Here is an 11,068-nt window from a genome sequence, read left to right on the forward strand (position 1 = left end):
CAAACGTCCAGATCTGGTTCCTATTATGGCTGCAACCATCCACCCCGGACGGTCTCTCAACAGGAAATACCTCTCATGTCCCGTGTACCCCTCATCAACCCGGAAGACACCGCCAATGAACGCCAGGTCCTCTTGGGCCAGATACATTCGGCCTTCGGCGCTACCCCCAACATGTTCCGCGCTATCGCCAACTCCACCGCTGCCCTGAAGAGCATGTGGGGTTCGTTCGGGGCGCTGGGCAACGGTGTCGTTCCGGCCAAGCTCGGCGAACAGATTGCCGTTGCCATCGCCAACCGCAACTCTTGCGATTACTGCCTGGCAGCGCATACCGCCTTGGGTCGCAAAGCAGGCGCGAGCAGCCAGGAGATGGCCGCCGCACAGGCTGGCGAGTCCGAAGATCCGAGGACGGCAGCCGCGCTGCACTTCGTCCTGCGCGTGGTCGAAGATCGTGGTCAGATCGAAGACGCCGACGTCCAGCAGTTGCGAGCCGCCGGCTACAACGACAAGGAGATCGTCGAAATCCTGGCACACGTGGCCCTGAACCTTTTCACGAACTACATCAACGTCGCCTTGGCGGTGCCGGTAGATTTTCCCGGCGTCAAGCTGCGCTGACACGGGCGCTTCGGATGCTGGCCGGGAAACACGCCTGGCCAGCGCACGCCAGCAGGTTCTCTGTCTTCCAAAGCAGGTCCACACTCAATGAGCGCAGAGATTCATCATATGAGCCAGACTTATGTACCTATCGACTGCGAATTCCACGATGTTCTGGAAGCAGTCGCAGTGCGTCGGCGCGTCGTCTCCATCACGTACCTGGAAGAATCGGGACAGCGGAAAACGGTGGAATCGCGTATCGCCGATATTTACGCGAAGGACGCCATGGAGTTCATGCGCCTCGACGATTATTCCGTCATCCGCTTGGATCTGGTTGTCGATGTGGATGGAGTGGATCGCAGCGCCTTCTCGAAGACATGCGCCATCCCTGCGCGACCGGGCTTATCACCCGACTCACAGCAATAAGGCAACACGCCGGCCCGCCTTTCACTAGCGGGCGGTCCGTGCGCGTCTTCCAGCTTTGCGTTGCGTAGTCGCGCGGCTTTGCGCGAACTCCGGGAAGGTCTCCTCTATCGAGTCCGCATCCGGCAAGATGTAGAACACCCCGCCCCGTTCGAACGTCGGACGGATGATCTGCTCGTAGAATTCCGGCGAGACGTTGATGCAACCATGAGTGATGCGGTTGTCGTCCGGCGAAGGCGATGCAAGGCGTTCGGCGCGTCTCTCGGCCGGGACGCCAGTAGCGGTAGGATGCATGGAGACCGAGGAATCGTAGTCCACCCACAGCACGCGCCCCGCGTCGATTGACGGACCGAAACCGCCCACAAAGCGACCAGCAGGCGTCGTGCGATCCCGGCCCGGAATCTCGCGAAGCGCCAGACCGGCGATGCCGGGGGCCGCATGATCGCCGATCGCCGAGCCAAAGAGCCCAGGTGCCGCGCCGCGAAGCCGGCCGTCGCCGCCGAACACCAGGATCTGTGCGGCGGCCTTGTCTATGACCGCGAACGGATAGCCTTGGCTGTCCTTGGCGGCGACAACCCAGCCGGCGAGCTCAATCACCGCGCCGGACACCTCTTGGCTTGGGGGAAGCTGGTCGACGGCGGCGACCGGTTGCGCGGCGGCCTGCTCGGCACTGGCCACGTCGAAGCTCGCGAACGCCAGCGCCAGCGCCAGCGCACCATAAACGGCCCGGATCGCCGGGTGTGTGCACGTACGGATGGGACGATTCCTCAGGACGAAGACTGGGTAAAGAGAAGGAGACCGGTGGCCACAAAGGCCACCGGTCACGTTCAGGCTGGTCGTCGCGAATTGTGCAAGAACGATTAACCGCGCGGCACGCGGCGCGGCGCAGTTTCGAGCTTCTGGACGCGGCTTTCTATCTGATCCAGCCGTTGGTTGGCCTGCTGCGCGGATTGATTGGCGGATTCGGCGCTCTGGGCCGCGCCCTGCACCTTCGTGTCGAGTTGATCGAGGCGTGAGTTGATCCCTGCAAACTCGTCTTTATAGGTGGCGCAGGCGCCAAGGCTCAGGGCGACGATCGCCACGCCGAGCGTACGCGCCATCACCAGATGTTGCTTGGTCAGAAACATTCCAATCTCTCCTTCGTCTGTGGAATTGGGAATATAGCGGTCTTTTGGCCGGAGTCATGACTCGTCTTCAGCTGAAATTGGGATACGTAGATGGATTGTGAAGATGCGGCAACCAGTAGGAGTTGCGGCCTGAATCCAGCAGTTTCCACGAGAACCCGCAGCATTTTGATCGACTATGACAACCTTGTCCGCAATCACCGATCCCCGCCCAAGGTGAACAGCAGACCTTAACAGGCGAGCCGTTTTGCACCGATTGATCTTCAGAGACCTCTTCGACTCCTCCAATTCCTCAGCAAGGAAAGCGCCCCTCCAATGCGTCTAGGCGGCCGACATAGTCTTTCCCGGCATCACTACTGCACTGCGCGCAATGTCCGCTTCGGGTCGGAAGCGGACAGTAGTGGATGCGGCGATGGGCAAGAAGAAGATGGAGAGCGAAATGTCGTCCGTGGAGAAGATCAAAGTGATCGACAGCAACGGCGACGGCAAGCTTTCCGCCGATTAACACAGCGTCGGCTCCCGGGCGATGTTCGAGAAGATGGACACCGAAAAGCTAGATTCCTCAGATCCGAAGTGCGCAACGAAGCCGCGGAAGCTATGCGGGCGCGGCAGCGCGGAGCAGCCGAGCCAGCCGCTCGGGATCGATGGCATCGAAATGCATCTCGACCAAGCCGGCCGAGGCCGGCTCGCCCAGCAAATAACCTTGTAGTTCATCGCACCCTACGGTATTGAGAAACTCGGCCTGGGCAGTCGTCTCCACTCCTTCGGCTATCACCCGCAATCCAAGTTCGTGTCCGATCCCGACAATGGCACGCGATATCGACGCGTCGAGCACGCTTTGCGGCAGTCCGTGGACGAAAGTCTGATCGATCTTCAATTTATCCAGATCCAGTTGTTTGAGATAAGCAAGGCTCGAATAGCCCGTGCCGAAGTCATCCAGCGTCAACGTGGTGCCCAATGACCTGAGCATGGCGAGCTCCTCTTGGACCCGCGTCAGGCTCTCCATTACCGAACTTTCCGTGAGTTCTATTTCTATCATTTCCCCCGGCACCCCGAACTCGCGCAATGCATCGCCCACCGCACGGGCCAGTCCCGGTCGCCGCAACTGTTGCGGCGATACGTTCACCGCGATGGTGAAGCCGCTATGACCGGCATCCAGCCAAACGCGCGCCTGACGACAGGCCTCGCGCACCACCCAGTTTCCGATTTCGGACATCAACCCCAACGCTTCGGCGATAGGAATGAAGCGCGCAGGCGAAACCTCACCGAGCGATGCGCTGTGCCATCGCAGCAGCGCTTCGAAACCCGTGAGCCGCAGATCGGAAGTCGCGAACTTCGGTTGGAAGTGGAGCGCCAGTTCCCCTGCCTGCACCGCACCCCGCAGCAGGCCGCCCTTGGTGAGGCGTTCTTCAATGTCGTGCATGTCCGCGGTAAGGAAAGGACAGACGCAGTCCCGACCCAGGCCCTTGCCTCTCTCCGCGGCCGCCTGAGCACGGCGCAGCAGATCCAGCGCTATGTTCCCGTGCGCGGGCGCGCAACTCATACCGATCGTGGCGGTCAGCAGCACCCGGTAGTCGTCGGTTCCGAACGGTATGGACAGCAGGGTCCGAATGCTCTCGGCGAGCAGCATGGCCGAAGTCGCGTCGCCGCCCTGCTGGACAACGACGAATTCGTCGCTCGCAAAATGGCAAACAGCGACCTGCTCGCTGGAAAGGGCCTGAAGCCGAACGCCGACGGTCCTCAGCACCTCGTCTCCAAGCGCATGCCCGATGGATTCATTGATTCCGAAGAAACGATCCAGATCGATCAGCATCACGGCGACGAACGTAGTGTCGTCTGCCAGCATCCCGATCAGGCGCGGCTCAAGCACGACATAACGATCCAATCCCGTCACGATATCGCGCCTGGCATGATCGGCCACCGCTGCCTTCAACCGATACTGCTCGCTCAGATCCCGGATGAAGGCGGTGAAGCATGGGCTTGCTTCGATATCGCTTCGCGTCACGGTCAGTTCGATCGGAAATCTCTCGCCACCCGCGCGGATGGCGACGAGCTCCAGTCTCCGGTCCAGCAAGGTGGCTACCCCGGTCGTTATGTGCCGCATCAATCCTTGGCGATGACCTTCCCGTAGATCGGGCGGAATTACAACGTCTGCGATATCCAGTCCGACGACCTGCTCACGCGCCCAGTGGAACATATGCTCGGCGGCCGGGTTGAATTCCCTGATATGCCCAAGACCATCGATAACGATGATCGCATCGAGGGCCGACTGTACTATCGCCCGATATCTCGCTTCGCTGACTGCATGGGCAGCTTCGCCGTGGAATGTTGCAATGTGCATTGGCCCCCCTCAGGGGCTGCTCTGCGCGGTGCCGAGCACTGTCTGCAACCTGTATACGCCTATCTGTGCATTTCAGGGGGAACGGTCGGATCGCAGGTTTTGCGCCATCTCATCCAGGCATCCGTCCCGTGAGGGAGCCGTGACGCGCAGTTCCGAACTTCCAACCTGGTCCATATCAAGCCACAAAGCTGGTAACCGTGAGTTTCCGGATTCCGATTTCGCTGTGCGCGAATGACCGCTTTGGGTAGGAAGCGGACTTCGGCGAACCACCAACAGCGAATCTGTCAGCGGCGATCAGAATAGCGACGCGGCTATCCGCCCGCGTGGTCGTTGCCACCGTGCGCGGCGATGAACATGGCGACGGCCGACCGGCAATAGGATTCGATTTCGTCGTCGTCCTCTGCTCTTGCCTCATCGAAGCGTGCGATCATCAGCAGATCGGATCCTTTGAAAAGCGCGGCAAACAAGCGGGCGGACCGGAGAGGATCGGGCACGTTCAGAACCGCCTTCGCGTGCAACTGACGCAAGAAGGCCTCGATTTCGGCGATGACATGGGCGGGGCCGGCTTCGTAATGGAGCTTGCTTAGCGACTTTTGATTCGTCTTGTCGGCCATGACCATGGCTTCGACACTGCGCACGTCCTGGCTCAACAGCGTGCGAAGCAGGGATGATCCCACCGCCATGAGCTGATCTTCGGCCGAACCGTCGATGCCTTCAAAAAGGACCTGTGGTGCAAACTGACGGCACCGGGCCGTAATGGCCGCGCTGAACAGCGCCTCCTTGTTCTCGAAGTGCCGATAGATGCTGAGCTTGGATATCTTCGCCCGCTGGGCGACCTTGTCCAATGTCGTCGCTTGAAAACCCAATTCCATAAAGAGTTCGCACGCTGCGTCGACTATCGTTTGGCCAAGCGCCTCGTTGGCGGGCCGGCCACGCCGGCCCTGGCTTTTTTCGGTCACGAGAATTGTAGTCCTTGACAGTATCCTAATTATTTAATTACGATACCATCAAGTACCCGAAATGCGCAAGCCAACTGGACGATATTTCGCCCCAAGCCCGGCCCAACCCCTTCCATCCACAACACGGAGCCCATCACTATGGATGACGTCATCATCATCGGCGGCAGCTTTGCCGGCCTCGCCGCCGCCCTGCAGCTAGGCCGTGCCTGCCGCAAGGTTACCGTTCTCGATACCGGCCTGCCGCGCAACCGCTTCGCCGACCACTCGCATGGCCTGCTCGGCCACGATCACAAGCCACCGCTGGATATTCTGGCCGAGGCGCGGCAGCAGCTGGCGCGCTATCCCACGATCAGGCTGGTCAACGCCCGGGCCGAGAGCGTCTCCGGCGCCATCGACGATTTCTCCGTCCTCACTAGCGATGGTGAAAGCCTCAGGGCGCGCCGCCTGATCCTGAGCTATGGCGTCGTCGACCAGATGCCTGATGTTCCGGGCTTTGCCGAAGGCTGGGGTTCGACCATCGTGCCCTGCCCCTACTGCGACGGCTTTGAAGTCGCCGGCCGGCATTGGGGCCTCATCTGGTCCGGCCCGCTGTCGCACAACTATGTCAGGCTGTACCAGGACTGGACCGACACGTTAACGGTCTTCGCCAACGGTCACGACATTCCACCCGATATCCGGGCCGATCTGGCGCGCCGCAATATACCTGTCGTCGATGGCCGTATCACCGAAATCGACCATTACGAAAGCCATAACGCCACCGTCAAGCTCGATGCCGGCCCCAATGTCGCGGTCGACATCCTGTTCGCGCATCCGCGCAACAAGCCGTCCGCAAGCCTGCATGAATCACTGGGTCTCGCCACGGTCGATACGCCCCTCGGCATCGCCCTCAAGGTCGACGAGCGCCGCGAAACCAGCATGCCCGGCATCTACGCCGCCGGCGATCTTGCCAACCTCCTCATGCCCTCGGTCACCACGGCATCATGGCAAGGCGCGATGGCGGGTATCTTCGCGCAGCAGTCGATGCTGGTTTGAGAGTAGAACAGAAATTGGAGAATGAGCATGGCCGTGGAACCGGACAGTGCGGGTGTGCGTTTCCCCCCGCCCTTCATCTATCTGGGAGCGCTGCTGTTGGGGCTGGCGGTGGAGCGCTTCGTCACCTTGCGCTCTTTCGGCATCGACTGGCGGTTCCTGGTCGCGACGGGCGCGCTGCTGTTCGTCGCCGGCGCGGCGATGCTACTCGCGGCGGCGGGGCTATTCCGGCGGCTGGGCACCAACGTTCCGCCGTCGCGGCCAACGACCCTCATCGCAACGGCCGGCCCCTATCGGTGGACCCGCAATCCCATGTACCTCGGCATGGCCCTTGTTTATGCCGGCCTTGCGATCGGCTTCGACGGGCCGATCGCCTTCGCCTTGCTCCCGTTGGTGCTCATCGCGATCCAGACGCAGGTGATCACCCGCGAGGAGCGCTATCTCGAAGCGAAGTTCGGCGACGACTACCGCCGCTACAAGACCGAGGTTCGCCGCTGGCTCTGACCATAAATCCGGAGACACCGAAGCCAGCATCAGCATCTCTTATCCGACCGCTCCTGAAAAAGCCACGACACACATGAAGTTCGAACACCTCACCTTCGACCTGCCACACGGCACCTTTCATGCGCTACAGGGTGGCGATCCCAATGGGCAACCGACGCTCGTCTTGCACGGCTTCCCGGACCATCCGCCCACCGCGAAACCTTTCCTCGCCGAGCTTGGGCGCCGCGGACGTCACGTCGTCGCCCCTTGGCTTCGCGGTTACGCGCCGTCCCCGACCGCGGGGCCGTTCGACATGGCAGCCCTCACCGGCGACGTGCTCGCGCTGATCGACCGCTGGTCTCCCGGGCGAGCCGTAGAGTTAATTGGCCACGATTGGGGCGGCGCGGTCACATACGATGTCTGCGTCACCGCGCCGGAGCGGATCAAACGCGCAGTCACGCTAGCATTCCCCCACCCACTGACGTTTCTGAGCCAGCCGCGCCTCGCGCAGCTACGCCGGAGCTGGTACATGGGACTCTTCCAACTGCCGGGTAGCGGCTGGATCGTCAGCGCCCGAGATCTCGCCCTCATCGACCACCTATGGCGTCAGTGGTCGCCCAGCCTCTGGCTCGATCCAACCCTCCAGGCGGAGCTGCACGAGACCCTGCGGGCGAGCATGCCTGCGCCCTTGCGCTACTACCGGGGGCTGCTACGACCCGCCATGCTTGGGACGATGCGCCGCCTATCTCAGCCGATCTCAACGCCCCTGCTGCAGCTCCACGGTTCCGACGATGGCTGCATCTTCCCCCAACAGGTCAACGACAGACATCGGTTCGCCGGCCCACACGCGCTGGAAGTCGTCCCTGACGTCGGTCACTTCCTGCATATCGAGGCCCCCGAGGCGATCGCGGAACGGATTGCGGCATGGGCATCGCGGCCCTACTAACGACAATCACATAGTTCGTTGCGCGAACTGGTGCAAGTGGAAATGTCCGCTCTGGGTCGGAAGCGGACATTAGTGGATGCGGTGCTTCTTATAGCGACCGCTATCGGCCATAGCAGCCATTCGAAAAACTATGCGCAGCGCCGTTCTGGGACCTGGTGGATGGCGGGTCGGTTCGCGTGCTCATACCGGGCATCTCCTCGTTCACCTGGCGCGCTCGACTTTGAGCGACTCGCTGCGCAACCGCACGTTTTTGGTCAGGCTCTGTCCGCCCGCTTGCGGCGCCACCGGTGCTCCGTAGACGATGCCGCGCCCGACGGTGCTCATGTAGACCACACCTTCGGTGTTCATGTCGCCGACCACGAACTGCGCGTTGCCCGGGCCGCCGAACTGATGGGCGTCGTCGTTGATGCGGATCCAGTTCGCGCCCTGATCGGTCGATCGATACAGACCGCGCTTGCCGCCAGCAACCGCTCCCCAAATGAACACGGTCGGGTAGCTTGCCCCGCTCATCGGCCTGCCGAAGCCCACCGCGCTGCAGTCGGTCACATTGGGCAGCTTGCCGAAGGATGCGCCAGAGTTGGTCGAACGGCTCAGCCCGCCCGAACGCAGCGCCACCCACACATCACCTTCGCGGCCGGGAGCCGCGCGTATCAAGTTGGAGCCACCGGTCGCGAGCGTGGCCGCCACGCCGAAGCTGGCACCGCCGTTGGTACTGACGAGCACCGCGCCGTTGCTGTTGTCGTAGGCATAGAACTTGTTCGCATTGATCGGATCGGCCGCCGGGCGCAGGGCGTTCGTACCCAGGCCAGTCACCGCGGTCCAGGTCGGACTCGCGCTGGCGAAGTTGGTCGAACGGTAGGTAGTCGTGGTGTCGCCGATCCGGATCCCGTGCAGCAGCGTGCTGCCGTTCGCCGAAAGGGCGACTACGCTGTCCCTGGTGTTGCTGCTGTCGCTCGGAAGCATCGTCGCCACCGCGGTCCAGGTGGCGCCGGTGTCGGTCGAGCGGAACACCTGCTTGATGCCCGCGCGCACCACGACCGGCGTGTTGGCGGCAGCCACCGCCAGCCCTTGGGTGGTGCCCATGCGCGGTGTGTGGATCGGCGCATAGGCGTCGATGTTGGTATGGCGGAAACCGTCGTAGTCGCCGATCACCGATAGCAGTGGCCCGCCGGGCACGCTGACCAGCCCGAGGGGCACGGTCTCTTCCAGTCCCCTGACCGCAAACGTCCAGGTAGCCGGGTTGGCTTCGATGTTGGCGCTGCGGAAGATGCCGTTGCCCGAGGTCACCCACGCCGACCGGGTGTCGAACGGATCGAATTCGATGCTGCTCGCCCAATGGATGCTGTTCCCGCCGATCCAGGTCACGCCGTCGGTGTCGAGCACGAAGCCGCGCGCCACCACGTTGGTCCAGCTGCCGCCGCCGTTGGTGGTGAGCAGAAACTGGTCGCCCCAGTTGTTGCCTTGCTGCATCCAGGTGTTGATGGTCGAAACGAGCACGCGCTGCGGATTGTTCGGATCGACCGACACTCCGGAGAACGCGCCGTTGATGCCGGTGGGCGTCACATTGGTCCAGCCGCCACTGGCAATGTTGTATCGCCACACCTGGCCGGCATCCATGGGCTCGGGCTGGCTCCCGTTGCCGTGCGGGCCGGCTCCGTTGCCATAAGTGAGGTACAGGTTGCCGTCGCCAGCCAGCGCCGCGCGCTGCGGCATGTAGTTCGCTGGCGCGCTGGCCACGGGAGTGAAGGTACTGCCGGCGTCGTCGCTGCGATAGAGGTTGGTACCCACCGAGCCGTAGCGCGACACGCCCACGAAGATGCGCTGCGCCACGCCGCCGGCGACGCTGGACGGGTCCGGCAGCACGAAGCTGATGCCGGCCTCGTTGGGTGTGGTGGTAACCGGCAGCGAGCCCATGCGCGCGAAACTCACGCCGGCATCGGTGCTCTTGAACAGCCCGTTGTTGCGCGAGCCCACATACAGCACGTTGCTGTCGCCCGGGTCGACCTGCATCTTCTCGCCGTTACCGCGGCCCATGCCGTTGCCGTGGACGCGGAACTGCGCGGTCACGTCGGTCACGCGCGAGAAGTTGGCGCCGTAGTCGCTGGAGCGCATCACCGCGGTCTTGCCGCCGCTGAAGTACGAGGTGCCGGCCAGCATGTAGACCACGGCCGGGTTCTTGGGATCGAGGGCAATCGACTCGATTCCCATCAGGCCTACGTCCTCTTCCGACAGAAAGTCATGCAGGGGGATCCATCGGCCCGTGGCGTGGTCCCATCGGTAGGCGCCGCCCACATCGGTACGGGCGTAGACCAGGTTCCGCTCCGTCTTGCTCGGGATTACCGCCGACACGTAGCCGCCACCCCCCATCGCGACGTTGCCCCAGCGGTAGCCGGTCGGGACCAACCGCGCAGGAAGTGGCCCCGCCATTATCCGGGGTGGCGAAGTGGCGGGTTGCGCAGCAGCGGCTGCAGTTGCGGTTACGGTTGCGGCGGCTGGTTTGCCTCCGCAGGCCGGCAGGCCGGACACCATGCAAAGCAGAACGGACAGGGCCACCATGCCCCGCAGATATCGCTGTGTCATCGCTTGTTCCAATTGCGAGAGAATCAATCATGGTTCCGGGATGGCGCCGCGGCAATGACCGTGGCGACCGGAGCGCGGAGCCTGGTGTTCGTTGATCGGCCGGCTCCAGAATAACGGCAGCCCGCCCGCTGACGACATGCGCAAAACAGGATCATTGAGCGCGGTCACGATACGTTCGCTACGCAGGACTTCATTTGGCGCATCGCCGTCTTCCCAGACCATCGCGCGGTAGCGGCCCTCTGACAGGAAGTCCAACGATGCGTTGCAGGCAGGCATGTAGGCGCCATGCAGATTCAGCAGCAGTCCTGCGTTTGGCGGTGGCCGCCGCGATGCGCTCGTGGAACTCGACCATTTCCTGGTCGTCGCGCTCCATGAAGACCTTGACGCCGCGGATGCCTCCGTGTCCAGCACCTCGTCCATGCGCTACCAGTGCGCCCACAGCAACCCTATTCGCTTACGGAATAGCAGGTGTTCATTATTTCATTTGTCGTATATGACCCGTCAGGTGAAGCTCGTTCCGGGCATTGCGACTCTCAAGTCGACACGAACGCTCGTCGTAACGCGGTCCTACTGCTTTTATCGGAAGCCGTCA

Annotated in this window: 11 protein-coding genes; 5 read left to right on the forward strand and 6 right to left on the reverse strand. The window is 62.5% G+C overall.

What is annotated here, in order from left to right:
* Positions 1-75: 75 nt before the first annotated feature.
* Together BLR66_RS13905 and BLR66_RS13910 are read left to right on the forward strand one after the other, a co-directional pair.
* On the forward strand, positions 76-612 hold the full coding sequence (locus BLR66_RS13905; RefSeq protein ID WP_093288194.1) for a carboxymuconolactone decarboxylase family protein: 537 nt from the start codon (positions 76-78) through the stop codon (positions 610-612).
* 108 nt (positions 613-720) lie between these two features.
* Positions 721-1,017 (forward strand): hypothetical protein, encoded by a 297-nt coding sequence (locus BLR66_RS13910; RefSeq protein WP_093288196.1) that lies wholly within the window; start codon positions 721-723, stop codon positions 1,015-1,017.
* Positions 1,018-1,041: 24 nt separating this feature from the next.
* On the opposite strand, the gene BLR66_RS13915 is transcribed toward BLR66_RS13910, so the two are convergent.
* The 4 genes from BLR66_RS13915 to BLR66_RS13930 form a co-directional block, all read right to left on the reverse strand.
* Positions 1,042-1,719, reverse strand: a complete 678-nt coding sequence (locus BLR66_RS13915; RefSeq protein ID WP_093289861.1) for a L,D-transpeptidase — start codon at positions 1,717-1,719, stop codon at positions 1,042-1,044.
* A gap of 155 nt (positions 1,720-1,874) precedes the next feature.
* Positions 1,875-2,141, reverse strand: a complete 267-nt coding sequence (locus BLR66_RS13920; protein ID WP_093288200.1) for a hypothetical protein — start codon at positions 2,139-2,141, stop codon at positions 1,875-1,877.
* Between the two features lie 592 nt (positions 2,142-2,733).
* A complete protein-coding gene (locus BLR66_RS13925; protein ID WP_093288203.1) occupies positions 2,734-4,479 on the reverse strand; it encodes a putative bifunctional diguanylate cyclase/phosphodiesterase in 1,746 nt (581 codons plus the stop codon).
* A gap of 311 nt (positions 4,480-4,790) precedes the next feature.
* Positions 4,791-5,438, reverse strand: a complete 648-nt coding sequence (locus BLR66_RS13930) for a TetR/AcrR family transcriptional regulator (protein WP_093288208.1) — start codon at positions 5,436-5,438, stop codon at positions 4,791-4,793.
* A 138-nt stretch (positions 5,439-5,576) separates the two neighbouring features.
* Between BLR66_RS13930 and BLR66_RS13935 the strand changes: the two genes are divergently transcribed.
* From BLR66_RS13935 to BLR66_RS13945, 3 genes are all read left to right on the forward strand, one after another.
* Positions 5,577-6,470 carry an NAD(P)/FAD-dependent oxidoreductase gene (locus tag BLR66_RS13935; protein ID WP_093288215.1) on the forward strand — a complete coding sequence of 298 codons (894 nt, stop codon included), beginning with the start codon at positions 5,577-5,579 and terminating at the stop codon, positions 6,468-6,470.
* A gap of 27 nt (positions 6,471-6,497) precedes the next feature.
* Positions 6,498-6,971 (forward strand): methyltransferase family protein, encoded by a 474-nt coding sequence (locus tag BLR66_RS13940; RefSeq protein ID WP_093288219.1) that lies wholly within the window; start codon positions 6,498-6,500, stop codon positions 6,969-6,971.
* 73 nt (positions 6,972-7,044) lie between these two features.
* A complete protein-coding gene (locus BLR66_RS13945) occupies positions 7,045-7,896 on the forward strand; it encodes an alpha/beta fold hydrolase (protein ID WP_093288224.1) in 852 nt (283 codons plus the stop codon).
* Between the two features lie 201 nt (positions 7,897-8,097).
* On the opposite strand, the gene BLR66_RS13950 is transcribed toward BLR66_RS13945, so the two are convergent.
* Complete coding sequence (locus tag BLR66_RS13950; RefSeq protein ID WP_143014649.1) at positions 8,098-10,476, reverse strand: exo-alpha-sialidase; 2,379 nt, start codon at positions 10,474-10,476, stop codon at positions 8,098-8,100.
* A 27-nt stretch (positions 10,477-10,503) separates the two neighbouring features.
* Positions 10,504-10,896, reverse strand: a complete 393-nt coding sequence (locus tag BLR66_RS18985; protein ID WP_143014650.1) for a hypothetical protein — start codon at positions 10,894-10,896, stop codon at positions 10,504-10,506.
* Positions 10,897-11,068 lie beyond the last annotated feature (172 nt).

It is taken from the genome of Pseudoxanthomonas sp. CF125 (assembly GCF_900104085.1).
GTDB lineage: Bacteria > Pseudomonadota > Gammaproteobacteria > Xanthomonadales > Xanthomonadaceae > Pseudoxanthomonas_A.